Source organism: Kribbella aluminosa, assembly GCF_017876295.1.
Classification (GTDB): domain Bacteria; phylum Actinomycetota; class Actinomycetes; order Propionibacteriales; family Kribbellaceae; genus Kribbella; species Kribbella aluminosa.
This window is the reverse complement of sequence record NZ_JAGINT010000002.1, coordinates 4168053-4192681: the sequence shown is the minus strand read 5'-3', so window position 1 is coordinate 4192681 and position 24629 is coordinate 4168053. Positions and strand designations below refer to the sequence as shown.

Sequence of the window (24629 nt, the reverse complement as noted above, 5' to 3'; positions counted from 1 at the left end):
TTCGGGCCGGACCGGGACAGATTCTCGTACAGGGGGTCCCGGGAGCATCATTTCCCGCGCAGGGGTCACCTTTTCGTGTCCGGACCGTGGCTCAGCCGGTGCTCGAATGTTGCCCAGACCTCGGCCACCCGGCGATCCAGCTCCTCGAGGCTGCCCGAGTTGTCGAGTACGACGTCCGCCGCGGCCAGCCGGTCCGCCCGGGACGCCTGGCTGGCGATCCGCTGCTCGGCCTCCGCGGCGGCCATCCCGCGCTGCGCGGTGAGCCGCTCGAGCTGGACCTCGACCGGTACGTCGACCACCAGCACCAGGTCGAACCGGTCGGCCTGGCCGGTCTCCACCAGCAGGGGGATGTCGTGTACGACGATCGCGCTGGGCGACCTGTCCGCCGCGGCCGCTTCCAGCTGCGCGGAACGGAGCCGGACCCGGGGATGGATGATCGCCTCGAGCGTGCGCCGGGCAGTCTCGTCGCCGAACACGAGCTTCCCCAGCGCCGGCCGATCCAGGTCGCCGTCGGCCGTCAGTACGCCGGGCCCGAACGCCGCGACCACCTCGGCAAGACCGTCGGTACCGCGCGCCACGACCTCGCGCGCCAGGACGTCGGCGTCGATCACGACAGCCCCACGAGCGGCCAGCCGCTCCGACACCGCACTCTTCCCGGACCCGATCCCGCCGGTCAGTCCCACTCTCAGCACGCCAGCACCCTATCGACAGCCCCTACCATGACTTATGGGGTTGTGGCAGCGCAGGCGTGCGGAGGAGCTGAGGCACGTCCGGGTGATGGCCGAGGAGGACGTGGTTCGGTTCGGGGAGGAGCTGACGCGGCTCGGCGAACTGCTGGAAAGCAGTGAGCTGGATGCGGAGACGCGGCACGACTACCAGGCCGCGCTGGACGCGTACGAGTCTGCCGAGCGTCTGGTGGACCGGCTCAACTCGTTCGACGCGATCAGTGCGGTCGTCGACACGCTGACCGACGGCCGGTATTCGCTCGCGTGCGTCCGTGCCCGGGTCGGCGGCGAGCCGCTGCCGGAACGCCGTACGCCGTGCTTCTTCAACCCGCAGCACGGACCGGCCGCTGTCGACGTGGTGTGGACGCCGAGCTCCGGCCCGACCCGCAGGGTGCCCGCCTGCGCGCAGGACGCGGCCCGGGTCCAGGCCGGCGAGGACCCACCGGTCCGGACGGTCCGGTACGGCGAGCACGACGTACCGGCATGGGAGGCCGGCGCACCCAACGAGCCCTACCGGATCGGCTTCTTCTCGGCGAGCGCCGCCCGCGCCCACGTACTGGAGCTCAAGCTGCGGATGCGGGGCGAGGGCCGCGGTCAGTGGGGCACCGACCTCGGCAAGCCGCGGATCCGCCGGCCCTACGACTGAACGCACGAGACCCCCGCATCCGGGTGGATGCGGGGGTCTCGAAGGGTCGAACTGATCAGCCCTGGCCGGTCAGCTTCTCGCGGAGCGCCTGCAGCGCCTCGTCGGAAGCGAGCGCACCCTCGACGGGCGCGTCGTCCTGCGGGGCAGCGGCAGAGGAGTACGTCGACGCCTCGCCGGCCTCGACGTCCGCCGTCTTGGCGTCCTCGATCTGCTTCTTGTGGGCCTCCCAGCGCGTGTGGGCCTCGGCGTACTGCCGCTCCCACTCCTCGCGCTGCGCGTCGAAGCCCTCGAGCCACTCGCCCGTCTCCGGGTCGAAGCCATCCGGGTAGATGTAGTTGCCCTGGTCGTCGTACGTCGCCGTCATGCCGTAGAGCGTCGGGTCGAAGTCGTCCGAGACCGGGTCCACACCCTCGTTCGCCTGCTTGAGCGACAGCGAGATCCGGCGCCGCTCCAGGTCGATGTCGATGATCTTGACCATGACGTCGTCGTTGACCTGGACGACCTGCTCCGGGATCTCGACGTGCCGCTCGGCCAGCTCGGAGATGTGCACCAGACCCTCGATGCCCTCCTCCACGCGGACGAACGCACCGAACGGAACCAGCTTGGTGACCTTGCCGGGCACGATCTGGCCCATCTGGTGGGTCCGGGCGAACTGCTGCCACGGGTCTTCCTGGGTCGCCTTCAGCGACAGCGAGACGCGCTCGCGGTCCATGTCGACGTCCAGCACCTCGACGGTGACCTCCTGGCCGACCTCGACGACCTCGGTCGGGTGGTCGATGTGCTTCCAGGACAGCTCCGAGACGTGCACCAGACCGTCGACGCCGCCGAGGTCCACGAACGCACCGAAGTTGACGATCGAGGAGACGACACCCTTGCGGATCTGGCCCTTCTGCAGCTGGGTCAGGAAGTTCATCCGCACCTCGGACTGGGTCTGCTCCAGCCAGGCGCGGCGGGACAGGACCACGTTGTTGCGGTTCTTGTCCAGCTCGATGATCTTCGCCTCGATCTCCTGGCCGACGTACGGCTGGAGGTCGCGGACCCGGCGCATCTCGACGAGCGAGGCCGGGAGGAAGCCGCGGAGGCCGATGTCCAGGATGAGTCCACCCTTGACGACCTCGATGACGGTACCGGTGACGACGCCGTCCTCTTCCTTGATCTTCTCGATCGTGCCCCAGGCCTTCTCGTACTGGGCGCGCTTCTTCGAGAGGATCAGACGGCCTTCCTTGTCCTCCTTCTGGAGAACCAGGGCCTCGACGTGATCGCCGACGTTGACGACCTCGTTCGGGTCGACGTCGTGCTTGATCGACAGCTCGCGGGAGGGGATCACGCCTTCGGTCTTGTAACCGATGTCGAGCAGGACCTCGTCCCGGTCGACCTTGACGATGGTGCCCTCGACGATGTCGCCGTCGTTGAAGTACTTGATGGTCAGATCGATCGCCGCGAGGAAGTCTTCCTCCGACCCGATGTCATTGACCGCTACCTGCGGGGTGGTGCGTACTGCGGGGTCGAGAGGTGCCTCGATGCTGGCCGTCATGTGGTGGGTTGCTCCGTGGACTGGTGGTGTCGTGCGGTTGCGCCATGTTCCTTTGGATCGCACCAAACCGCGGGATTGCCAGAAGACGACAGATTCACCACCGAGCTGCTGCGAGTCACGAGCCTGCTCCGTCCGAGGTCGCGCGGGCCCATAGCGCATCTCACAGAATACCGGTCTTGACTCGGACAGCACAAGCTGGGGCACCCGTCGTCAGCGGGCCCCCGCCGAGGTACCCCGACGTGCCGTTCCTCTCAATGTACGGCGTCCAGGTCCGGACGGCCGCCCGCGAGCGTGCCCGTGTCCGCCATTCGGGAGACCAGCCGGTGCGCGCGGGCAGCGATCTCGTGCTCGGCGGCCCGTGCGGCGAGGTCCAGCAGCGCCCACAGGTCGGCGGCCCGGCCCAGGTCGGCCAGCCGCTCGCCGAGCCCCATCGGGCGCAGCGCGGCCAGCACCGCACCCGCGAGCACCTCGTCCTCCGAGAACCGCAGCAGGTTGCCGAGATCGGCGTACGGCGATCCCACGTGGCTGAACTCCCAGTCGACCAGGCCGGTGATCCGCGCGGTGCCCGGGTCGACCAGGAGGTTCTTCGGGTTGAAGTCGCTGTGCACCAGGCAGAACCGGTCCGCACCGCCGGCCAGCAGTTCCTCCGCCTCGTCGATGACCGAGGCGAACCCGTCGCCGAGGCCGAGGTGCAGCCCCGCGACGTACTCCGTCAGGTCGCCCGTCCCGAACGGTTCGACCCCGAGCTCGTCGTCGCGGAACATCCCCGGTCGCAGGAACGGCATGCCGCTCAGCCGCGCGAGCAGCTCCCCCAGCTGCGTCCCGACCGTCCGGCGCTGCTCGTCCGGCGCCGACTCCAGGAACACCTGCAGGTTGACGCCCGGCAGCCGCTCGGTCAGCAGGTACGACGGCTCCTCGTACGGCCCGTCGCGCTTTAGGTCCAGCACCCGCGGCACCGGCAGCAGCCCGCGGACAAGCTCGAGCAGCGCGGCGTCCACGGCGGCCCGTCCCGGGTCCTTCGCGTAGAACTTGATGACCGCGTCCTCACCGCCCGCGCTCACCGCGAACGTCTCCCCGCCGTACCCACCTGTCAGCGGAACGGCACTGGCTGCGAAGTCGGTCATGTTCCCGACACTAGGTCATGCTCCCGACACTAGAGTGTGCGGCGTGAACAGGCCGGTGCGGGTCGAGCTGTCCGAGGCGGAGGCCTCGCGGGCCAGTCGTACCTACTGGGACGAGGTCGCCGACGAGTACCTGGCGGAGCACGGTGAGTTCCTCGGGGAGGACCGGTTCGTCTGGTCGCCGGAGGGGGTCGACGAGGCGGACGCGCGGTTGCTCGGGCCGGTGCGCGGCCGGCGGGTCCTGGAGGTCGGCTGCGGTGCCGCGCAGTGCGCGCGCTGGCTGGTCACGCAGGGCGCCGACGTGGTGGCGTTCGACATCTCGGTCGAGCAGTTGCGGATCGCCAGGACGCTCGACGAGCGCACCGGCACGGCGGTCCGGACGGTCGCCGCGGACGCCGTCGCGCTCCCCTACCGCGACGTCGCGTTCGACCTCGTCTGCTCGGCGTTCGGCGCGCTCCCGTTCGTGGCCGACGTCGGTACGGCGTTCCGCGAGATCGCCCGGGTGCTGAAGCCGGGCGGGCTGCTGGTGTTCTCGGTGACGCACCCGTTCCGCTGGACGATGCCCGACGACCCGTCGGAGGCCGGACTCCGCATCATCCACTCGTACTTCGACCGCAGGCCGTACGTCGAGGTCGACGACGCCGGTACGCCGGTGTACGCCGAGCATCACCGCACCACCGGCGACTGGATCCGCGAGCTCACCGGCGCCGGCTTCGTCGTCGACGACCTGCTCGAACCGGAATGGCCGGCCGGTCACGAGCTGACCTGGGGCGGCTGGGGCCCGATCCGCGGCCCGCTTGTCCCCGGCACCGCGATCTGGACGGCACACAAACCATGAAGGGCACCCGTTTCCCGGCAGTCGACGGGCTGCGGGTGATCGCCGCTGTCGCGGTGGTGATCTCGCAGGTCGGGCTGCACACGCACGCACCGTTCGCCGGCGTCGTGTCGCGGCTGGACGTCGGCTGGGCGATTTTCTGCGCGCTGTCCGGCTTCCTCTTGTACCGGCCGCACGTGCTGGCGTGGTTCTCGGGCACCCTGCCACCGCTGACACTGCCGTACCTCCGCAGCCGTGCCCTGCGTATCCTCCCGACGCTCCTGGTCGCAGTACTGCTGTCCATAGCCTTCGTCCCCCACCCCGCTACGACATACCTCCGCTGGGCCGCGCTGACACCGCTCCCGTTCTACCTGCTACTTCCTGGCCTCGGCCGGCTGCTGACCGGGTACGAGCGCCCCACCCGGCGCAGCGTGCGCTGGCGACTCCTCGTCCTGGTCGCCCTGACCGTACTTGGACCGGTGTGGATGGCCGTAGTGACAGCCACCGACAACCCGGCCGCAGGCCTTTGGCTGCCCGGGTACCTCGGCTGGTACGCCGTCGGCATGGGTATGGCGCTATGGCAGGTCGCCCGCGCCACCGGGCGGCTAGGCCCGTCCACGCTCGACACACTGACCAGGATCCCCGGCACGCTCTGGGGTATCGCCATAGCACTCCTGCTGATCGCAGCCACCCCAATCGCCGGCCCGTACGACCACTCGACGCCCACACCGGCACAGGCGCTGGTCAAGAGCCTGCTGTACACACTGGCCGTCGCTTGCGCGCTCTTCCCGGTTCTGACACCAACAGCGAGCACGGTGCGCGTACTGGGCGGTCGACCGGCGCAGGTGGCCGCGCCCCTCGCGTACGGCGTTGTCGTGTACCAGTTCGTCGTACTAGGACTGCTGGACGGCCCGTTCGCCGTACAGCTCCCGCTGACGTTGCTGGCCGCCGGAACTCTCGCAGCTATCAGCTACCGCCTGCTCGAACGTCCCCTCGGAAAGAAGAGGCCGACGGCCAAGACGGAGAGCAGCGCGACCAGTCCGAGCAGCAGCGCCGCACGGTAGGTCCTGTCCGGCATGAACCGTGCCGTGACGACCTGTTCCTGCCCGGCCGGTAGCAGCCAGCCCTGTTGCCAGCCGCCGATGCGGATCGGCGTCAGCTTCTGGCCGCTGCCGTCGTACGCCTCCCAGCCCTCGTTGTAGTTCTGCGCCACCACCAGCACGGACCGCTCGGCCGCACCCGGGACCTCGACGGTGAGCTCCGTTGGGTTCGGACGCCACACGTCCACGCCCAGTATCGGCGGAGCAGTCACGTCACCGAGCCCGGCCTTCGCCAGCGTGGTCTCGATCGGCACCAGCCCGCCGTTCGACTGCACCTCCACCTGGTGCTGCCCGGAACGCAGCGGGACCGCCGACAGCGGGCCGCACAGGCTGAACGACACCGGCTGCCGCAGGAGCAGCTGCTGCATCGTGGCCGCGACCTGTGTCCGCATCGGTACACCGTCCACGCGGACCGCCGGCCCGTTACCGCAGTACGCCGGGACCTGCCGCCGCGGATCGACCGCCTTGCGCAGCTCGTCGGCGCCGAGTACCTCGACCTCGGAGACGCCGACCGGACTGGTCCGGGCGTCCTGCAGCGGCTTGGTCGCGGTGAAGTCGATCTTGACGGTCCGCGTACGCCGGGTCGCGAACCGGACGTACCCGCCGTCGTCGACCGCGGCGCTCACCGGCGCGCTGTTGTCGAAGTGCAGCGTCACCGCAGCGGGCCGTGACCCGTTCAGGTAGGCGTCCGCCTGGAACCGCAGCCCGTGCAGGTCCCTCGCGGACGGCAACGTCAGCGTCAGGCTCGGCGTCGGGTCGTCCGAGGCGGCCAGCCAGCCCGTACCGGTGGAGCGGTCGACCGCCGCACCGGGCCGGCCCTCCGGCGCGGCGATCGCCCGCGACGAGGCCGTCGCCGTGATCGCGCCCGGCACGGTGAGCAGCTGCTCGAGTGTCTCGCCGTCCTTCGCCAGCGCGGTCCCCCGCAACTGGTACGACGCGGCCTCCGGGATGCGGATGGCCCGGGACAGCCCGTTCGGCTCGGCGGAGTTCTGCGCCTGGTCCGGGCTGCACAGCGCCCGCGTGCCCAGGTGCAGACATCCGGAGCGCCCGATCTGCTTGTTCCGCAGTACGACCGCACTCAGCTCCTGGTCGACCTGCTGGCCGTCGGTCTCGACCAGCGGCAGCCCGTCGACCTTGCCGCGCGCGTCGTCCCGCAGTACGGCGGCCCCTTCGCCGCCGAGCGCGGTCACCACCGCCGGTACGTCGTCCGCGCTGCCACCGACCGCGACCAGCCTCGACTGCGGAACGAGCCGGCCGGGGGTGGTGGCGCCAACGTCGTAGATCTCGACGCTCGGGTACGGCAACCGGGTCTCCCCGGCGGGACCGAAGTACGCGACTCTCCCGATGCCTGCGTCGGCCAGGCTCTCGTGGATCGCAAGCGCCGGAGTACCGTCCGGCAGATCGTTGCGCACGACAACGTAGCGGATGCCGTCCCGGGTCAGCTCCTGCCGCAGGGTCTGGTCGCCGACGCCGGAGTCCACGCGACTCCACAGGTCGTCGGTGAGCGCAGCCATCGGCCGCTTCACCAGGGCGGCCAGCGGCTCGGTCGAGGTCGAGAGTACGAGCACACTGCCCGGTGCGGACCGGCCGTCGAGCCAGTCCGCTGCCTGCTCCCAGTGCTTCGGGATCGCGGCGAAGGCGCCAGCAGGCTGCATCAGGAGCACCGGCAGAGCGGCAGCCGCTGCGAAGCTGGTGACCAGGACAGGTACGACGCGGCGGTTGAGGCCGCGTGACACGGACAGGGTGGTCAGCCGCGGCAGGTACTGCGCTGCAGCGAGTGCGAGCGGCAGGCCGACGACAGCACCCGCAACCGGCATCCAGCGCGGTCCTGTCGGCGCAGCGCCGTACCGGATGAGCATCAGCAGCGGTATGAGCCACCAGATCGACGCGGCAACCACGAAAGCGAGCCAGACGAGCGTGAGCTTCACCCGTGCTCGCAGTACCAACCACACCGCCGGCAGCACGAGCACGGCCGCGCTCCCGGCCGGGCTGGCCCCACCGATCAGCGCGAACGCGACGGCCGACCAACTGGCCCGCCACCAGCCGGAGCGGGCACGTGGTGAGACCAGCGGCAGCAGGACCCACGGGGCCATGGCCATCGGCCATACCTCGATCGGGAGTTCGCCGAACCCCCGTGGCACCAGCGCGTACAGCAGCCCGACGGCGAAGCGTGTCCAGGGCACGCCGTACTGCAGGACGTTGCAGAGCTTCCAGATACCGAGGAAGGCGACACACAGGACTAACGACCACCAGAGGCGCTGGATGATCCAGTCCGGCGCGGAGAGCGCGTTCAGCAACCAGTGGAACGGTCCCATCGGGATCAGGTAGCCGTAGGCGTCGCTCTGCAACTGGCCGAAGGCGGTGTGCGGGTCCCACAGGTGCAGCGCCCGTGCGAGGAAGCCGCCCGGTCCGGCGGTCAGTTCGAGCTTGCGGTCCGGGACGACCAGGCCGGGAGCGTGCTGGAAGCAGAGGGCGATCAGCGCCAGACAGCCCAGAACGAGCCGCGCTCGCCAGACCACCTGCTCCGAGCTCCCTGCCGTCAGCCTCCTCACCGGCGGGACATTAACGGATCCGGCGGCTCCGCAGTGGCATCGTTGCCGTACCGTGAGGTCCGGCAAATCTCACATCCGTACCGTTTTCACTACCGATCGAGCCGAGGCAGCACGCATGACTTCTGGCACCACCCCGGCGCCACAACCGCAGGCTCCCCGCAAGAGCTTCCTGCGCAGTGCCACGGTCGTCGCCGTCGCCATGGCGATCATGAACGTGGCGGCGTACGGCTTCACACTGATCGGGTCCCGGCGGCTGATGCCGGAACAGTTCGGCGCGATCACCGCGTTGCTCGGCCTGCTGCTGATCGGCAACGTCGCGTCGCTCGGCCTGCAGGCCACCGGCGCGCGTCAGCTCGCCATCCACACCGGCGACGGCGCCGCGACGCTCGCCGACGCGATGCTGAAGGCCGGCCGCCGGTCCGCGCTCGGGCTGACGGTGCTGTGCCTGGTGCTGACGCCGGTGTTCATGTGGCTGCTGCACATCGACTCGGTCATCTCGATCCTGCTGCTCGCCCCGACGCTCGGCGGCCTCACGCTGATGGGCTCCCAGCTCGGCGTCCTCCAGGGCAGCCACCGCTGGACCGAGCTGGCCGCCATCTACACCTCAACAGGCGTCGGCCGGCTGGTCCTCGGCGGCGGCGCGCTGCTGATCCACCCGTCGCTCGACTGGGCCATGGCCGGCCTCGCCGTCGGCGCCGCGGTGCCTGCGCTGCTCGGCCAGTTCTTCCTCCGCGGCTCGACCGGCGCGACCGGCAAGGACGTCAAGGCGGTCCTGCGGGAGACGGTGCACGGCACGCACACGCTGCTCGCGTTCTTCGCACTCGCGAACGCCGACGTACTGTTCGCCCGGGCGCTGCTCGACGAGAAGGACAGCGGGTACTACGCCGCCGGGCTGATCATCGCGAAGGCCTGCCTGTTCCTCCCGCAGTTCGTGATCGTGCTGGTGTTCCCGTCGCTGGCGAACTCCCCCGGCGACACGGTCCGGCTCCGGCGGGCGATCTTCGCGGTCGCGGGCCTCGGCGTCTGTGCGGTCGCCGGGACGCTGATCCTGCCCGGGATCGTGGTCGAGGTGATCGGCGGCAAGGAGAAGTACGCCCCGCTCGGCCCGTACACCTGGCTGTTCGCGGTCGCCGGCTCGGCGTACGCCGTACTGCAACTCGTCGTGTACGCCGCGATCGCCCAGCAGGAGAAGCGCGCCGCGCTGGTCATCTGGCTCGGCCTGATCGTGCTCGCGGTCGCCGCCGGGATCGTGCTCGGCACCGGCGCCGCCACCGGCCTGAACGGCGTGCAGGTGCTGGCCGGTATGACCAGCACCTGCGCGCTCCTGCTCTCGGCCGGCCTGGCAACCGGCCTGCACCGCCAATCGAGCTAGCTCACCAAAGACTGCTCCGCGCGAACCGCCGGGCGAAGGTGTTCGCCACCACCAGCAGCACCAGCCCGATCACCGATCTGAACAGCCCGATCGCCGTCGCATAACTGAACTGCGGCACGGCCGAGGCCAGACCGATCTTGTACACGTACGTGTCGATCACCTCGGCCACGTCCAGGTTCAGGTTGTTCTGCATCAGCAGCACCTTCTCGAACCCGACCGACAGGATCGAGCCGATGTTCAGGATCAGCAGGATCACCGCGACCGGCACGATCGCCGGCAGGTCGATGTGCCACATCCGCCGGATCCGGGATGCCCCGTCCACGATCGCCGCCTCGTGCAGCTCCGGCGGAACGCTGGTCAGCGCGGCCAGGTAGATGATCGCCGAGAACCCCATCGTCTGCCACGCGCCGGACCAGACGTACAGGTGCCGGAACACTCCGGAATCGCCCATGAAGTCGACCGGCCCCAGCCCGAAGAGCCCGAGCAGCTGGTTCGCCACGCCGGTGTTCGGGTTGGTCAGGACGACCAGCAGCCCGACGACGACCACCGTCGAGATGAAGTGCGGCGCGTACGTGATCAGCTGCGCCGACCGGCTGAACCACTTCTTCCGGACGGTGTTCAGGCAGAGCGCGAGGACGATCGGCAACGGGAACGTCGCGAGCAGCTCGTACACGTGCAGGAACACCGTGTTCCGGATCAGCCGCCAGAACTGGTACGACTCCACGAAGCGCTCGAAGTGCTTGAGGCCGACCCACGGGCTGCCCCAGATCCCCGACACCACGTTGTAGTCCTTGAACGCGATGATCACGCCGTACATCGGCCAGTAGGCGAAGACCGCCAGCCAGACCAGCGGCACGGCGAGCATCGCGTACAACTGCCAGTTCCGGCGGATCCGCAGTCCGAGGCCGACGGACGACTTCGCCGTCCGGTCCCGCCTGTGGGTCGCCGTACGGGCGGCGTTCAGCACAGTCATGCGGTCATCCCTTCAGCGAGCCGATCATGGCTCCCTTGACGAAGTGCTTCTGGACGAACGGGTAGACGAGCAGCGGCGGGATCATCCCGATCACGATCAGCGAGTACTTCAGCTGCTGCTGCAGTTCCTTCAGCTGGATCAGCTTGCTGGTGTCCGGCATCTGCGACGGGTCGATTTTCGACTGGATCAGGATCTGCCGGAGGATCACCTGCAGCGGGAACAGGTGCTCGTTGGTCAGGTAGATCAGCGCGTTGAAGAACGAGTTCCACTGCCCGACCGCGTAGAACAGCAGGTTCACCGCGATGATCGGCTTGCTCAGCGGCAGCACGATCCGCCAGAAGAACCCGAAGTCGCTGCAGCCGTCGACCTTTCCGGCCTCCACCAGCTCCTCGGGGATCGTCACCATCAAGTACGTCCGGGTGATGATCACGTTCCAGACCGCGAGCGCGGCCGGCAGGATGATCGCCCAGCGGGTGTTCAGCAGCCCGAGCTTGTCGACCACCAGGTACGTCGGGATCAGTCCGCCGCTGAACATCATCGTGAACACGAACGCCGCCATGATCAGGCCCTTGCCCGGCAGGCCCTTCCTGGACAGCGGGTACGCCGCGAGCAGCGTGAGCACCGTCGCCACCACCGCTCCGACGACCGCGTAGTACACGGAGTTGCCGAAGCCGCTGACGATCGACTTGTAGTCGAAGACCGCCTTGTACGCGTCCAGCGTGAAGCCGACGGGCCACAGCCACACCTCACCCGCGGCGACCTTCTTGGTGTTGCTGACCGACGCGCTGACGACGTACACCAGCGGGTAGAGGACGGCGAGGCAGAACAGCCCGAGCGCGGTGTAGATGCAGGCCGAGACGATCTTGTCCGAGCGAGTGTCCTGGACCGGCGCGCCTGCGGTGCTCATGAGTTGTACGTCTCGTACGCGGCCTGCTGCAGGTCGAGGTAAGGCTTCACGCCGATCTTCGCGACCCGGTCCTTGTAGTCGTTCCACGCGCCGTCGTCGTTCGGGTCGAGCTGGCCGGTGACGAACCGCGACATCGACTGGGAGACCTCGTTCTTCAGGTTGGTCTTCAGCTCCGACTCCTGCGCCGCCTGGTCCTGGTCGAGCGTGACCGGCGGGAACTGCATCTCCTGCGGCTGCTTGTACGGGAAGTAGCTGTCGACGGTCTGCTGGTAGAGCGGCTTCTCGAACGTCAGGTCCTTCGGGTTCACCCGCTCACCGAGCCGGAAGTCCTGGGACCGGTACATCGCGTTGTCCTGGCTCCAGCTCAGGTTCTTCGCGGTGTTCCAGGTGGCGTCGAAGCCGTAGATCGCCTGCTTGCCGTTGATCCCCAGCTCACCTTTCTTCGCCCACGCGAACTCCGGCCCGCCGTACCCGCGCAGGATCGCCTCGAGCTCCATCTGCGCGTCCGCCCACATCACCAGCAGCTCCGGCTTCGCGCACTTCTTCGTGATTACCAGCTTCGCCACGTCGACGCCCACGCCGAGGTAGTTCCAGGCGGCGTACCGGACCTTGTTCGGGCCTTCGAGCGGCGGGATCGCCTGGTACTTGCGCCAGCGGGCGTTCGGGTCCTTCTGGTCGATGTCGACGAAGCCGCCCCAGTAGTACGACCGGGCGCCGCCGATGATCGGCTTGCCCGGGGAGTTCCCGTAGCGGTCCATCTGGTCCTGGTCGGCGGTGAACACGTCCTTGTTGATCAGGCCCTCGCCGTACAGGCCGTGCAGGTACTTGAGGCCCTCGCGCCACTCGTCCTTGTCGAACGTGACGTCGACCTTGCCGTCGTGCACGACCAGCCAGGGCTCGCCCGGGTTGTAGAGGAAGGCGTTCATGAAGTACGAGTCGAGCGCCGCGTCCTTGTAGCCGGCGAACGGGATCGTCTTGCCGTGGCCGCCGGGGTCGGCCTTCTTGAACGCGCGCAGTACCTCGCGGAACTCGTCGGTGGTCTTCGGGACGCCCAGGCCGACCTGCTGCAGCCAGTCGGTGTTCAGGAACGTCCGGCCGTTGCTGGCCCGGCAGTGGTAGCAGTCGTTGATGCTCGGGAACGAGTAGATCTTCTTGTCCGGCGCCTGTACGAGCTTGCGGGTGTCCGGGTAGTCCTTCATCGCCTGCTGCAGGTTCAGCGCGTACGCGCCGATGTGCTGGCCGACGTCGGTGAACAGGCCCTGCTGGCCGTACAGGAACAGCTGCGAGCGGGTGAAGCCGACGCCCATGAACGCGTCCGGGATGTCGCCGGCCGCGATCATCGCGTTCACCTTGGTCATCAGGTCGTCGGGCGTACCGCCGACCTGGTTCCACTCGATGTGGACGTTCGTCTTCTGCTCCAGCCACTTGGTGAAGGCGTTGGTCTTCCAGTCCCCGACCGTCACGTCCTGCGGTACGACGATCTTGAACGTCACCTTCTCGCTGGTCAGCGGCTTCAGCTCGCGGGCGACCGGGCCGACGTACCCCTCCGGGTACTGCACCGTGGCCAGCTTCGGACCGAGCGTGACGCTCGGGACCACGTCACCGGCACCCGCGGCCGCGCTGCCGGGGTTGCCACCGCCGCTGCAGGCGCTGAGCAGACCGCCGGCGGCTGTGGCCGCGGTGAGCCCGAGCGCGCCGGAGAGCAATGACCGACGGCTGACTCCCGGGCGTGCGTGATCGTTCGACATGGTTCCTCCAAGGCGGCTGGGTCGGAACAGAGACGAAATATCCGATAGCAATATCCAATAGGATCTCGGATCTTGCCCGGGAGAATGACATAGAACGTGAGTTGACGGAAGAGGTCGCCGAGCACTGACCGGGATCGGGTGATCACCGTCGGTATCTTGCGTGCAAGCGTTTACTGTCTGGCGTTCCCGGATCAACTTTCTTGCGTCAAGAAACCCCTCCCGTGGGGGGTCGATAGGGTCGGGGCATGCCGACTCCGAAGTTCATCCTCGACCTCCGCGAGAAGATCGGGCACGACCTGCTCTGGCTGACCGGGCTGAGCGCGGTGGTGCTCAACGGCGCGGGCGAGGTGCTGCTGGTCGAGCGCGCCGACAACGGACGATGGAGTCTGATCGGCGGCATCCTGGAGCCCGGCGAGCAGCCCGCGGTCGCCGTCGTCCGCGAGATCCAAGAGGAGACCGCGGTCGAGGCCCAGGTCGACCGGCTGCTCAGCATCGAGGCCACGCCCCCGGCCGCCTACCCGAACGGTGACCGGGTCCAGTTCCTCGACCTCTGCTTCAGCTGCCGCCCGCTCGGCGGCGAGGCTCGCGTCAACGACGACGAGTCCACCGACGTCCGCTGGTGGCCACTCGACAACCTCCCCGAACTGACGGACCGAGAGCGCCTCTCCATCCAGCGCGCCCTCTCCCCCGACCCGGCGCCGATCGTGGAGGGAATCGAGCATGGACCTCGATCTTCCTGAGTCGCTATCCTCCGGAAGGCGGCGACTCATCGCCGGCGCGACCGCACGGATGGCCTCGGAGTACGACGACGACTTCCTGGGGTTGATCCTGTCCGGATCGGCCGGGCGCGGGCTGGACACGGACAGATCAGACCTCGACCTGCTGGTCATCCTGACGCCGCAGGTGGCCGACGGTCCGCGAGCGCCCCGGCTGCATACGGCCGGACTCGAGCTGATCCCGCTGAGTCTGGACCACCTCGAGACCGTCGCTGACTTCGGTCACCCGCAGTACGGCTACCGGTGGTCGTATGCGTGGGCGCCGACCGTCCTGGATCGCACCGGCGGCCGGATCTCCGCGGCGGTCGAGCGCCAAACCGGACTGGCCCACGCCGAGACCATGTCGATTCTCGTTGCGCACGATCGTCTCGATGGCTGGATCAATCTGGTGTACCGCGCTCTGAAGTCAGATCGCGACGGGAATGCCTTCGAAGCCGGCTTGGACGGTTCCGAGTCGATCCCGCTGTTCCTCGATGTCGTCTTCGCGCTGGAAGGACTGGTGCGTCCGTACAACAAGTACCTGCGTTGGGCACTGCAGCAGCACCCGCTCACCGCATGGCCCTCCGACAAAGTGCTGTCCCTGCTGCCGCGTCTGGGAGCCGGTGAGCCGACCGCGATGCGGTACGCCCTGGAGCGGGTCCGGCAGATCAGCTCAGAGTTCGGCGACGCCGACGATCGCGAGGCTCTGCGCGCCGTGTTCGACGGATGGTCGCCCGACGAATACGCGATTCTCCGCTCGGGCTCGTGACAATGCCGTTCAGCGAAGGGAGCAGGCGGTTGTCAATCGGCGGGGATAGAAACTGGCACGATCTGCACATTTGTTTCCCTGCCGGCCATCACGTACGCCGCGCACCCCAACCCAGGAGTTGACGACAGCCCCGAGCGGGCCGCAGACCCCGTCCCCGGGCCCGAACCAGCCGAACCGCGACCGGGGAGCACTCCCCCGGAGACTGAACGGCATTGGCGCTAGTGGGCGGCCTCGTGCCAGGTGCGGCCGACGCCTACCGAGACGTCGAGCGGGACGGCCATGTCGACGGCGTGGCCCATGTCGTGGCGGACCAGCTGCTCCAGGGCCTCGCGTTCGCCGGGGGCGATCTCGAAGACGAGCTCGTCGTGGACCTGGAGGAGCATCCGGGACTTCAGGCCGGACTCCCGCAGCGACGCGTCGACCTTCAGCATCGCCATCTTGATGACGTCCGCGGCCGAGCCCTGGATCGGTGCGTTCAGCGCCATCCGCTCCGCCATCTCGCGGCGCTGCCGGTTGTCGCTGGTCAGGTCCGGCAGGTACCGCCGGCGGCCCAGGATCGTCTCGGTGTACCCGGTCTTGCCGGCGTCGATCACGATCGACCGCAGGTAGTCCCGGACGCCGCCGAAGCCCTCGAAGTACTCGTCCATCAGGCCCTTGGCCTCGTCGACGCCGATCTTCAGCTGCTGACTCAGCCCGTACGCCGACAGCCCGTACGCGAGCCCGTAGTTCATCGCCTTGATCTTCGCGCGCTGCTCCTGCGTGACCTCGGACGGCTCGACCGAGAACACCCGGGACGCGGTCACCGAATGGAAGTCCATCCCGGAGTTGAACGCGTCGATCAGGCCCTGGTCCTGCGACACGTGCGCCATGATCCGCATCTCGATCTGGCTGTAGTCCGCCGACATCAGCGACTCGTTGCCGTCGCCGACCACGAACGCCTGCCGGATCCGCCGGCCCTCCTCGGTCCGGATCGGGATGTTCTGCAGGTTCGGCTCGGTCGAGCTGAGCCGCCCGGTCGCCGCGATCGTCTGGTTGAACGTGGTGTGGATCCGGCCGTCGCGCGGGCTGATCGTCTTCAGCAGGCCCTCGACCGTCTGCCGCAGCCGGGTCGCGTCCCGGTGCGCCAGCAGGTACGCCAGGAACGGGTGCTCGGTCTTCTCGAACAGCGCCTGCAGCGAGTCCGCGTCCGTGGTGTACCCGGTCTTGGTGCGCTTGGTCTTCGGCATCTGCAGCTCGTCGAACAGCACCACCTGCAGCTGCTTCGGCGACCCGAGGTTGATCTCCTTGCCGATCACCTCGTACGCCGACGTGGCCGCCTCCCGGACGCCGGTCGCGAACCGCTCCTCGAGCTGCTCGAGGTACGGCCGGTCGACCGCGATCCCGTCCCGCTCCATCGCCGCGATCACCTGGATCAGCGGCAGCTCGACGTCCGCGAGCAGCGCCGTACCGGCCTGCTTCTCGAGCTCGGCGTCCAGGGTGTCGGCGAGGTCCGCGATCGCGCGGGCGCGCAGCATCGTGTGGTCCGCGGCCGGGCCGCCCTCGACGTCGTCGAAGCTCAGCTGCCCGTTGTCGGCCTCCTCGTTGCGCAGCTCGCGCTTCAGGTACCGCACGGTGAGGTCGGCGAGGTCGTACGCCCGCTGATCCGGGCGAACGAGGTACGCACTCAGCTGGGTGTCCGAGCTCAGCCCGCCGAGCGTCCAGCCGCGCTCGAGGAACCCGAGCAGCGGACCGTTCACGTCGTGCAGCGCCTTCGGCATGGCCGGGTCTCCGAGCCAGGCCTTCCACGCCTCCTCGTCGTCCGGCGTCAGGACCTCCGGATCGAACCAGCAGGCCGCGCCGGACGCGTTCGCCAGGGCCAGCCCGGTGATCTGCCCGGTGCCGCCGCCCCAGCTGCCCTGCACCGCGACGCCGACCCGCTCGCCGCCGCTGACGTGCTCCTTCAGCCAGGCCGCCAGCTCGCCCGGCTTCAGCTGCGCGCCGTCCAGCTCGAAGCCGTGGTCGACGGTCGCGTCGACCTCTTCGTGCTCGGCGACCAGCCGCTCGCGCAGCACCCGGAACTCCAGGCTGTCGAACAGCGTGTGCACCTTGTCCCGGTCCCACGGCGTGCGGGCCAGGTCGTCGACCGAGACGTCCAAGGTCAGGTCGCGGACCAGCTCGTTGAGCTGCCGGTTCCGGATCACGTCGGCGAGGTGCTCGCGCAGCGACTCGCCGGCCTTGCCCTTGATCTCGTTCACCCGGTCGACCACGTCGTTCAGCGAACCGAACTGGTTCAGCCACTTGGCCGCGGTCTTCGGGCCGACGCCCGGGACGCCGGGCAGGTTGTCGCTCTGCTCCCCCACCAGCGCAGCGAGGTCCGGGTACATCCGGGGGCCGACGCCGTACTTCTCCTCGATCGCGGCGGGGTCCATCCGGGCGATCTCGGACACGCCGCGCTTCGGGTACAGCACGGTGACGTTCTCGTTGATCAGCTGGAACGAGTCCCGGTCGCCGCTGCTGATCAGCACCTCGAAACCCTGCTCGTCGGCCTGCGTGGCGAGCGTCGCGATGATGTCGTCGGCCTCCCAGCCGTCGATCTCCGTGGTCGGGATCCGGAGCGCCTCCAGCACCTCCTTGACCAGCGAGATCTGCCCCTTGAACTCGTCCGGCGACTTCGACCGGCCGGCCTTGTACTCCGTGTACTGCTCGGAGCGGAAGGTCTTGCGGGACACGTCGAACGCGACGCAGATGTGCGTGGGCTGCTCGTCGCGGAGCATGTTGATCAGCATCGAGGTGAACCCGTACACCGCGTTGGTGTGCTGCCCGGTGGTGGTGGAGAAGTTCTCCACCGGGAGCGCGTAGAACGCCCGGTACGCCAGCGAGTGCCCGTCCAGCAGCAGGATCCGCGGTCGGCCGGTCGCCGCGGGGTCCGTGCCGGTGGGTTGCGCAGTCATCGTCGTCGTATCTGTTTCTGGAGCCACACACCGACTCTAGTGGGTCCTACGGACAGTTCTGACACACTGCTTCCGTGACAGATGAATCGAACCTCGGACCGGGGATGAGCCTGGAGGGCACGCTCCTCCAGACGATGGGAATCGTTGTCAGCGAGGCGACGGCGGACCGGGTGGTGGCGACCATGCCGGTCAAGGGCAACACGCAGCCGTACGGCCTGCTGCACGGCGGCGCGTCCTGCGTGCTGGCCGAGAGCCTCGGCTCGATCGGGTCCGCCCTGCACGCGGCGACGTACGGGAAGGTCGCGGTCGGTGTCGACATCAACGCCACCCACCACCGCGCGGTCCGCGAAGGGACCGTCACCGGGGTCGCGACGCCGGTCTACCTCGGCCGTACGACGACGTCGTACGAGGTCGTCATCACCGACGACCGGGACAAGCGGGTCTGCACCGCGCGGATCACTTGCCAGCTGATTCAGGCGCCACCCGGGAGCTGACCGCGCGGCGGGCGAACGCGGAGCGTCGCGAGGACAGCAGGGCCAGCAGGTTCGGCGCGTGCTCGGCGGCGAGCCGGCGCCGGACGGTCAGCGTGTTCGCGAACCGCAGTACGCCGGCCTGGCCGAGACCGAGGCGCGCCAGGAACCGGTTGGCCTCGCGGGCGATCGCGGGCGCGACCACTGCCAGGTGGGCGCAGTTCTCGTACTCGGCCCAGGCGACCGCCTCGGCGATCAGCGCCTTGCCGAGACCGTGCCGGCGGGCCGCGTCGCTGACGTGCAGGTACTCGACGGTGACCGTGCTGTCGTCGTGCAGCGGGCTGACCATGGTCCGTCGCAGGTACGCCATACCGTGCACGTCACCGTCCAGCTCGACCACCAGCAGCCGGCCGAGCGGATCGTCAAGATGCTTGCTGACGGCAACCTCCGCGGCGGCGGCCGACGGCGGTGCGGGCAACCGGGACGGCAGCCCTGCGGCGGTGCTGAGCTCGCGCCACAGCGTGACCAGGGCATCCGCGTCCCCCGGCTGCGCGTCCCTCACCTCGACGGCTGCCACCACAGCGACCTCCCGGTCCGGGTCCACCCCCGAGGTGAACAGACGGGCCGATACGCTCGTCTTCGCGCAACAGTAGGCCCTCGGGGGTCACATGCAAAGCTGACCACAGATGTCCGGAGGGACGAGCTTGTTCATCGGAATCGGGACCGTCGTGAATGTAGCGACAGTCCTCCTCGGTTCGGTACTCGGCGTGCTCGTCGGCCACCGGCTGAGTCACCGGACCAGAGACTTGGTCACCGACGCGATCGGCCTGGTCACGCTGCTGATCGCGATCTCCTCGGCACTCACCGTCGGCGACCAGGCACTCAGCGACGCCGTCGGTACCAGCGCGCCGGTGCTGATCGTGCTCGGCGCGATGCTGATCGGCGGGATCATCGGCTCGCTGCTGCGGATCGAGCAGCGCCTGGAGGGCTTCGGCGCCTGGATCCAGCGCCGCTTCGACCGCGGCGAGGGCGAGGGCAAGTTCGTCGACGGGTTCGTGTCCGCGTCGATGGTGTTCTGCGTCGGCCCGCTGACGTTCCTCGGCGCCCTCTCCGACGGCCTCGGCCGCGGCGCCGACCAGTTGTTCCTGAAGTCCGTGCTGGACGGATTCACCAGCATCGCCTTCGCAGCCTCGTTCGGCTGGGGCGTCGCTGCGTCCGCTCTCGTCGTACTCGTGGTGCAAGGCTCGATGACTGCAGTAGGTGCGGTACTGGGCGACGTACTACCGGACGCTCATGTCACCGCGCTCGGCGCCACCGGCGGCGTGATGCTCATCGGTGTGGCGTTGAGACTGCTGAAACTCAAGCAGGTAGCGGTCGCCGACCTGCTCCCCGCGCTGATCGTCGCCCCGCTGCTGGTCCAGTTGCTCGTCGTGATCCGCAACTGAACCAGCAGCGAGAGCGTCAGTCCTCGCCCAGATAGGCCTTCCGGACCGAGTCGTTCACCAGCAGGTCCCGTCCGCTGCCGGACAGGACGATCTTGCCGACCTCGAGCACGTAGCCGAAGTCGGCGCGCTTCAGTGCCGCCTGCGCGTTCTGCTCGACCAGCAGGATCGTCGTACCCTGCTTCTGCAGCTCGGTCACCGTGGACATGATCCGCTTCATCATCAGCGGGGACAGGCCCATCGACGGCTCGTCCAGCATCAGCAGCTTAGGACGGCTCATCATCGCCCGGCCCATCGCCAGCATCTGCTGCTCACCACCGGAGAAGGTACCGGCCGGCTGCTTGCGCCGCTCCCCGAGGATCGGGAACAGGTCGTACGCCGCCTGCAGATCGGTGCGCACCCCCGCCGGATCCTTGCGGGAGAACGCGCCGAGCATCAGGTTCTCCTCGACCGAGAGCCGCGGGAAGATCCGCCGTCCCTCGGGCGAGTGCGCCAGGGCCGCGGCTGACGATGTCGTGCGCCGCCACGTGGTCGATCCGCTCGCCCTGGAACCAGATCTCCCCCGACGTCGGCCGGAGCAGCCCGGAGATCGTCTTCAGCGTGGTGGTCTTGCCGGCGCCGTTGGTGCCGATCAGCGACACCACCTGCCCCTGCTCCACGCTGAAGCTGATCTTCTTCACCGCGACGATCTTGCCGTAGGCAACTTCCAGGTCCTTGACCTCGAGCATCGCGCTCATGGCTGCACCTCTCCCGGTACGTCGTCCTGCGAGCGCTCGTCCTCGTCGTCCTCGCCGGTGCCGATGTAGGCCTCGATCACCCGCGGGTCGGACTGCACCTCGTCCGGCGTGCCCTCGATCAGGGCCTCGCCCTGGACCAGGCAGAGCACCCGGTCGCAGAGGTTGAAGATGAACCGCATGTCGTGCTCGATCACCACCACCGCGAGGCCCGAGTCCCGGATCTTGAAGATCAGGTCACTGGCCTGGCGGGTCTCCTGCGGGTTCATACCGGCCGTCGGCTCGTCCAGCAGGATGAGCTTCGGGTCGGTGGCCAGCGCCCGCGCGATCTCGAGCCGGCGCTGGTCGCCGTACGGCATGTTCCGGGCCAGGTGCTCGGTGGAGCGGCCGAGACCGACGAAGTCCAGCAGCTCCTGCGCCCGCTTCCGGGTGGCCGCCTCCTCCCACCGGAACTTCGGGCCGCGCAGCACCGAGGTGAGCGCACCCGAGGAGGTCCGGCAGTACCGGCCCACCATCACGTTCTCCAGCGCCGTCATGTTCGCGAACAGGCGGATGTTCTGGAACGTGCGCGCCATCCCGGCCCGCACCACGGCCCGCGGCTTCGGCGGGAGCGGTGCCAGGCTGCTCGGCACCGGAGGCGTCAGGCCGGCCGATTCCGCGGCGTCCGGCTCCTCCTCGATCAGGATTCGCGCCCGCTTGCCGTTGATCCAGGCCCGCCGGTACGGCGGCCGCACCTTCTGCTGCGGCGACGGCGCGAACCGGACCTGGCCGCTGGTCGGCTTGTAGAGACCGGTCAGGCAGTTGAAGAACGTCGTCTTGCCGGCACCGTTCGGGCCGATCAGACCGACGATCTCGCCCTGCCGGACACTCAGGTTCACGTCGTTCACGGCCAGCAGACCGCCGAACCGCATCGTCACACCGGTTGCCTCGAGCACCGTTTCGCCGGTCACCGCCGACCGCTCCACGTCCTGCACGGTGGTCATTTGGCCTCCTCGACGATCAGGTGTTCTTCCTCGACCGCGACGGCCAGCTCCTCGTCCTCTTCGTGGAACTCCAGCTGCCTTCGTCTGCTCGCGACCAGGCCTTCCGGCCGGAACCGCATCATCAGCACCAGCAGCAGACCGAACATCAGCAGCCGGTACTCCGAGAAGAACCGCAGCTTCTCCGGCAGCAGCTTCAGGATCGTTGCTCCCAGCAACACCCCGGCGATGGTACCCATACCGCCGAGCACGATCGCCGCGAGCAGGAACGCCGACTCGATGAACTGGTACTGGTCCGGGCTCACCGCGGCGTCCTGGTGGGCCTTGATGGTGCCGGCCAGACCGGCCAGGAAGGCGCCGACCGCGAACGCGAGCAGCTTCAGCCCGAAGACGTTCACGCCCATCGCCTCGGCGGCCTTCTCGTCCTCCCGGATCGCCACCCAGCCGCGGCCGATCCGGCTGTTGTTCAGCCGGGCGAAGACCAGGATCACGAACCCGATCAGCACCAGCAGCAGGAAGTAGTAGTTCGAGAACCGGCCGAGGTCGATCCCGGCCACGATGTGGCTGTCGCCGAAGTTGAAGTTGCCGATCTTCAGGTCGGGAATACCCGGTACGCCGTTCGGCCCGTTGGTCAGGTTCGGGCCGTTGTTGCCGTCCAGGTTGCCCATCGTGAACCGGAAGATCTCACCGAAGCCGAGCGTGACGATCGCCAGGTAGTCGCCGGAGACCCGGAGGGTCGGCGTACCGATGATCAGGCCCAGCACCATCGAGACACAGGCACCGAGCAGCACCACGAGCAGGAACGGCGGCTTCCAGTTGACCGTCGCGAACGCGGACTGCGACAGCACCGCGGCCGTGTACGAGCCGGCGCCGAGGAACGCGATGTACCCCAGGTCCAGCAGGCCGGCCAGGCCGACCACGATGTTCAGGCCCATCGCGGTGGCGCTGAAGATCAGCACCTGGTTCGCGATCGACATGTTCGCGTCCGACCCGTTCTGGGTGAACGGGAACAGGAACGCGACCACGAACGCGGCCAGCGTCAGCACCCGCTTGCGGCGCTGCGCGACGTGACCGATCCACGACAGCGCACCGGTCCGGAACAACGCCGTGGCGACCACGGCGATGAACAAGAGGCAGAGGATGAACGACCACGCGTCCTGCAGGCCGAGCGCGTACGCCGCGGCGTACAGGATCGAGCCCATCAGGACGGCGATCGCCAGGATCTCGGCCCAGCCCGGCAGCCGGGCCTCGCTCATGTCCCGCAGCTGCCGCAACGGCAGCATCCACGCCGACGCCGCGAGCAGCAGGGCGCCGACCAGCGACACGTACCCGCCGGGGTTGACGTTGATCAGGCCGCCGGCCTGGGTGGTGATCGCGATCACGATCAGCACCATGTAGACCGCCAGACCGGTACCGAGCATCCGCAGACCGAGCGTGGCGTCCAGCCAGGAGCCGAGCTTGACCAGCGGGCCCTTCTCGGCCAGCAGCAGTACGAGCGACAGCACCGCGCCGAAGATCGCGAGGAGCTGCAGGCCGCCCGGGTAGAAGTTGATCGACAGGTCGTTCAGGATCTGGCTGTTGTAGCTCCAGGACAGGAACGAGCCGACGACGAGCAGCGCCACGCCGGCAATGCCGAGCGGCCACGCGATCGGCTTGCCCGGCTTCGACACCGGCGCCTCCGCGGCCTCACCCACAGGAGTCTTGACGTCGGTCATGCCCGGTCCACCACCCTCGCGCCGAGCAGGCCCTGCGGCCTGAAGACCAGAACCAGAATCAGGATCACGAACGCCCAGACATCCTTCCAGGTGCTACCGCCGAACTGGCCCGGGATGTACTGCGTGGCCATCGCTTCGACCACTCCGAGCACCAGACCACCGACGACCGCGCCGTACACGTTGCCGATACCGCCCAGGACCGCGGCGGTGAACGCCTTCAGACCGGCCAGGAAGCCCATCCGGAAGTCGATGTTGTTGTTCTGCAGACCCTGCGAGACACCCGCGATCGCCGCCAGTACCGCACCGAGGGCGAACGCGACCACGATGATCCGGTCGACGTTGATACCCATCAGCCGCGCGGTGTCCGGGTCCTGCGACACGGCCTGCATACCGCGGCCGAGCCGGGTCCGGTTGATGAAGAACCAGAGCAGTACGGCGCACACGACGAGCGCCGCGACCGTGAAGATCGCAGACCGCTGGATGGTCACGCCGCCGACCTGCAGCGCCTTGCCGGTCACCCCGTCGAGCTGCGGGAACGGGATCCGGGCCTTCGCGCTCGGCCACGCGACCTTGTTGATGAGCTCCTTGAACAGGACCCATCCGAGCTCCGCGGCGACCGCTGCCACCGCGGCGCTGACGGCCACGCTGCGAACGTTGATGCTGACCCGGGCGTGCGGCTTCGCGGCCTGACCGGCGGCCATGCCGACCAGGGTGCCGACAACCGCGCCGCCGACGACCGCCGCCACGACGTACACCGCGGAGACGTCGGTGCTGATCAGCAGGACGACGATCCACAGCGCCACCGCACCGGCCGCGCCGCCGAGCAGCGGGGCCCGGTCGTACCACTTGGTGACGGGGTTGTCGAGGTTCGCCCCGGACTGCCGGCTGCCGACCGCGTAGCCGGCCGCGATCGCGAGCCCGGCGAACACGACCACGGTCCAGGCCGGACGCTCGTAGAACAGCCGGACGAACTCCTGCAGGAACACGGAGATACCGATCGCCGTGATCAGCGGTGCGAGACGTGGCGCGTTCCGCAGGGGACGGTACGCGATACGTTCCATCAGCACCGCGGTGCTGACCGACGCGATCATCGCGCCGACGATCATCACCGGCAGGATCCACACGCTGGTCTGGCCGTTGAAGAACAACAGGTACGTCGTCAGCGCGCCGAACGCGCCGATCATGAACACCTCGCCGTGGGCGAAGTTGATGAGCTGCACGATGCCGTACACGACCGTGTATCCGACCGCGATCAGGGCGTACAGCGAGCCCAAGGTCAGCCCGTTGACGAGCTGCTGGAAGAACTGGTCCACGTCGACCTCCCCTCTGCCTCGGTTGTGAC

General features: G+C 68.6%; 21 protein-coding genes and 1 pseudogene. 8 read left to right on the top strand and 14 right to left on the bottom strand.

All coding sequences use genetic code 11. From position 1 onward, the window contains the following. Nucleotides 1–65: 65 nt before the first annotated feature. The gene (gene coaE, locus JOF29_RS41010) at nucleotides 66–692 is read right to left on the bottom strand and encodes a dephospho-CoA kinase (RefSeq protein WP_209699673.1); all 627 of its coding nucleotides are present in this window, start codon (nucleotides 690–692) and stop codon (nucleotides 66–68) included. 34 nt (nucleotides 693–726) lie between these two features. Between coaE and JOF29_RS41005 the strand changes: the two genes are divergently transcribed. Beyond that, the gene (locus tag JOF29_RS41005) at nucleotides 727–1371 is read left to right on the top strand and encodes a hypothetical protein (RefSeq protein ID WP_209699672.1); all 645 of its coding nucleotides are present in this window, start codon (nucleotides 727–729) and stop codon (nucleotides 1369–1371) included. 55 nt (nucleotides 1372–1426) lie between these two features. Here the strand turns inward: JOF29_RS41005 and rpsA are convergent, their stop codons facing one another. Both rpsA and JOF29_RS40995 read right to left on the bottom strand, forming a co-directional pair. After that, entirely contained in the window at nucleotides 1427–2905 is a 1479-nt protein-coding gene (gene rpsA, locus JOF29_RS41000; RefSeq protein ID WP_209699671.1) for a 30S ribosomal protein S1, read from the bottom strand. Between the two features lie 251 nt (nucleotides 2906–3156). After that, nucleotides 3157–4029, bottom strand: coding sequence for a phosphotransferase family protein (locus tag JOF29_RS40995; protein WP_209699670.1), 873 nt, complete (start codon nucleotides 4027–4029; stop codon nucleotides 3157–3159). A 43-nt stretch (nucleotides 4030–4072) separates the two neighbouring features. Here JOF29_RS40995 and JOF29_RS40990 point away from each other — a divergent pair, with 43 nt between their 5' ends. Beyond that, nucleotides 4073–4864 carry a class I SAM-dependent methyltransferase gene (locus JOF29_RS40990; RefSeq protein WP_307863961.1) on the top strand — a complete coding sequence of 264 codons (792 nt, stop codon included), beginning with the start codon at nucleotides 4073–4075 and terminating at the stop codon, nucleotides 4862–4864. Next, on the top strand, nucleotides 4861–5904 hold the full coding sequence (locus JOF29_RS40985) for an acyltransferase family protein (protein WP_209699668.1): 1044 nt from the start codon (nucleotides 4861–4863) through the stop codon (nucleotides 5902–5904). The genes JOF29_RS40990 and JOF29_RS40985 overlap by 4 nt, the downstream gene beginning before the upstream one ends. On the opposite strand, the gene JOF29_RS40980 is transcribed toward JOF29_RS40985, so the two are convergent. Continuing rightward, entirely contained in the window at nucleotides 5811–8492 is a 2682-nt protein-coding gene (locus JOF29_RS40980; RefSeq protein ID WP_209699667.1) for an alpha-(1->3)-arabinofuranosyltransferase domain-containing protein, read from the bottom strand. The two genes, JOF29_RS40985 and JOF29_RS40980, sit on opposite strands and share 94 nt — an antisense overlap. Before the next feature lie 115 nt (nucleotides 8493–8607). Here JOF29_RS40980 and JOF29_RS40975 point away from each other — a divergent pair, with 115 nt between their 5' ends. Further along, entirely contained in the window at nucleotides 8608–9864 is a 1257-nt protein-coding gene (locus JOF29_RS40975) for an MATE family efflux transporter (RefSeq protein WP_209699666.1), read from the top strand. A 1-nt stretch (nucleotide 9865) separates the two neighbouring features. Here the strand turns inward: JOF29_RS40975 and JOF29_RS40970 are convergent, their stop codons facing one another. Genes JOF29_RS40970 through JOF29_RS40960 form a run of 3 tightly spaced genes read right to left on the bottom strand, consistent with a single transcriptional unit; the run spans nucleotide 9866 to nucleotide 13492 of the window. After that, nucleotides 9866–10837: an ABC transporter permease gene (locus JOF29_RS40970; RefSeq protein ID WP_209699665.1), complete on the bottom strand. Its 972-nt coding sequence runs from the start codon at nucleotides 10835–10837 to the stop codon at nucleotides 9866–9868. 4 nt (nucleotides 10838–10841) lie between these two features. Further along, nucleotides 10842–11744 carry a carbohydrate ABC transporter permease gene (locus JOF29_RS40965; protein ID WP_209699664.1) on the bottom strand — a complete coding sequence of 301 codons (903 nt, stop codon included), beginning with the start codon at nucleotides 11742–11744 and terminating at the stop codon, nucleotides 10842–10844. Beyond that, a complete protein-coding gene (locus JOF29_RS40960) occupies nucleotides 11741–13492 on the bottom strand; it encodes an extracellular solute-binding protein (protein ID WP_209699663.1) in 1752 nt (583 codons plus the stop codon). Before JOF29_RS40960 ends, JOF29_RS40965 begins: the two co-directional genes overlap by 4 nt. Nucleotides 13493–13737: 245 nt before the next feature. On the opposite strand from JOF29_RS40960, the gene JOF29_RS40955 reads away from it, so the two are divergent. Beyond that, nucleotides 13738–14232, top strand: coding sequence for an NUDIX hydrolase (locus JOF29_RS40955; RefSeq protein ID WP_209699662.1), 495 nt, complete (start codon nucleotides 13738–13740; stop codon nucleotides 14230–14232). Further along, nucleotides 14213–15016, top strand: coding sequence for a nucleotidyltransferase domain-containing protein (locus tag JOF29_RS40950; protein ID WP_209699661.1), 804 nt, complete (start codon nucleotides 14213–14215; stop codon nucleotides 15014–15016). Before JOF29_RS40955 ends, JOF29_RS40950 begins: the two co-directional genes overlap by 20 nt. A gap of 218 nt (nucleotides 15017–15234) precedes the next feature. Here JOF29_RS40950 and polA read toward each other — a convergent pair whose 3' ends face one another. Continuing rightward, on the bottom strand, nucleotides 15235–17946 hold the full coding sequence (gene polA / locus JOF29_RS40945) for a DNA polymerase I (RefSeq protein WP_209700272.1): 2712 nt from the start codon (nucleotides 17944–17946) through the stop codon (nucleotides 15235–15237). Nucleotides 17947–18020: 74 nt separating this feature from the next. On the opposite strand from polA, the gene JOF29_RS40940 reads away from it, so the two are divergent. Beyond that, entirely contained in the window at nucleotides 18021–18440 is a 420-nt protein-coding gene (locus JOF29_RS40940; protein WP_307863960.1) for a hotdog fold thioesterase, read from the top strand. Here the strand turns inward: JOF29_RS40940 and JOF29_RS40935 are convergent. Next, complete coding sequence (locus JOF29_RS40935) at nucleotides 18403–18993, bottom strand: GNAT family N-acetyltransferase (RefSeq protein WP_307863959.1); 591 nt, start codon at nucleotides 18991–18993, stop codon at nucleotides 18403–18405. The two genes, JOF29_RS40940 and JOF29_RS40935, sit on opposite strands and share 38 nt — an antisense overlap. A gap of 151 nt (nucleotides 18994–19144) precedes the next feature. Here JOF29_RS40935 and JOF29_RS40930 point away from each other — a divergent pair, with 151 nt between their 5' ends. Beyond that, entirely contained in the window at nucleotides 19145–19861 is a 717-nt protein-coding gene (locus tag JOF29_RS40930; protein WP_307863958.1) for a DUF554 domain-containing protein, read from the top strand. Nucleotides 19862–19877: 16 nt separating this feature from the next. Here JOF29_RS40930 and JOF29_RS46290 read toward each other — a convergent pair whose 3' ends face one another. The 5 genes and pseudogenes from JOF29_RS46290 to JOF29_RS40910 all read right to left on the bottom strand — a co-directional run bounded on the left by JOF29_RS46290 (nucleotide 19878) and on the right by JOF29_RS40910 (nucleotide 24600). After that, nucleotides 19878–20327, bottom strand: coding sequence for an ABC transporter ATP-binding protein (locus tag JOF29_RS46290; RefSeq protein ID WP_443667607.1), 450 nt, complete (start codon nucleotides 20325–20327; stop codon nucleotides 19878–19880). Between the two features lie 112 nt (nucleotides 20328–20439). Next, a pseudogene (locus tag JOF29_RS46285) lies at nucleotides 20440–20586 on the bottom strand (ATP-binding cassette domain-containing protein); the annotation flags it as partial. 5 nt (nucleotides 20587–20591) lie between these two features. Beyond that, nucleotides 20592–21575 (bottom strand): ABC transporter ATP-binding protein, encoded by a 984-nt coding sequence (locus tag JOF29_RS40920; RefSeq protein WP_209699659.1) that lies wholly within the window; start codon nucleotides 21573–21575, stop codon nucleotides 20592–20594. Next, entirely contained in the window at nucleotides 21572–23287 is a 1716-nt protein-coding gene (locus JOF29_RS40915; RefSeq protein WP_209699658.1) for a branched-chain amino acid ABC transporter permease, read from the bottom strand. Before JOF29_RS40915 ends, JOF29_RS40920 begins: the two co-directional genes overlap by 4 nt. Next, nucleotides 23284–24600 (bottom strand): branched-chain amino acid ABC transporter permease, encoded by a 1317-nt coding sequence (locus JOF29_RS40910; protein WP_307863957.1) that lies wholly within the window; start codon nucleotides 24598–24600, stop codon nucleotides 23284–23286. The genes JOF29_RS40915 and JOF29_RS40910 overlap by 4 nt, the downstream gene beginning before the upstream one ends. Between the last annotated feature and the right edge of the window lie 29 nt (nucleotides 24601–24629).

What these genes read in the sequence shown, in the direction of transcription:
- JOF29_RS41005 (WP_209699672.1), top strand. Translation starts at nt 727, where the DNA reads ATGGGGTTGTGGCAGCGCAGGCGTGCGGAGGAGCTGAGGCACGTCCGG.
- JOF29_RS40970 (WP_209699665.1), bottom strand. Translation starts at nt 10,837, where the DNA reads ATGACTGTGCTGAACGCCGCCCGTACGGCGACCCACAGGCGGGACCGG.
- rpsA (WP_209699671.1), bottom strand. Translation starts at nt 2,905, where the DNA reads ATGACGGCCAGCATCGAGGCACCTCTCGACCCCGCAGTACGCACCACC.
- JOF29_RS40950 (WP_209699661.1), top strand. Translation starts at nt 14,213, where the DNA reads ATGGACCTCGATCTTCCTGAGTCGCTATCCTCCGGAAGGCGGCGACTC.
- JOF29_RS40965 (WP_209699664.1), bottom strand. Translation starts at nt 11,744, where the DNA reads ATGAGCACCGCAGGCGCGCCGGTCCAGGACACTCGCTCGGACAAGATC.
- JOF29_RS40915 (WP_209699658.1), bottom strand. Translation starts at nt 23,287, where the DNA reads ATGACCGACGTCAAGACTCCTGTGGGTGAGGCCGCGGAGGCGCCGGTG.
- JOF29_RS40960 (WP_209699663.1), bottom strand. Translation starts at nt 13,492, where the DNA reads ATGTCGAACGATCACGCACGCCCGGGAGTCAGCCGTCGGTCATTGCTC.
- polA (WP_209700272.1), bottom strand. Translation starts at nt 17,946, where the DNA reads ATGACTGCGCAACCCACCGGCACGGACCCCGCGGCGACCGGCCGACCG.
- JOF29_RS40920 (WP_209699659.1), bottom strand. Translation starts at nt 21,575, where the DNA reads ATGACCACCGTGCAGGACGTGGAGCGGTCGGCGGTGACCGGCGAAACG.
- JOF29_RS40985 (WP_209699668.1), top strand. Translation starts at nt 4,861, where the DNA reads ATGAAGGGCACCCGTTTCCCGGCAGTCGACGGGCTGCGGGTGATCGCC.
- JOF29_RS40995 (WP_209699670.1), bottom strand. Translation starts at nt 4,029, where the DNA reads ATGACCGACTTCGCAGCCAGTGCCGTTCCGCTGACAGGTGGGTACGGC.
- JOF29_RS40975 (WP_209699666.1), top strand. Translation starts at nt 8,608, where the DNA reads ATGACTTCTGGCACCACCCCGGCGCCACAACCGCAGGCTCCCCGCAAG.
- JOF29_RS40955 (WP_209699662.1), top strand. Translation starts at nt 13,738, where the DNA reads ATGCCGACTCCGAAGTTCATCCTCGACCTCCGCGAGAAGATCGGGCAC.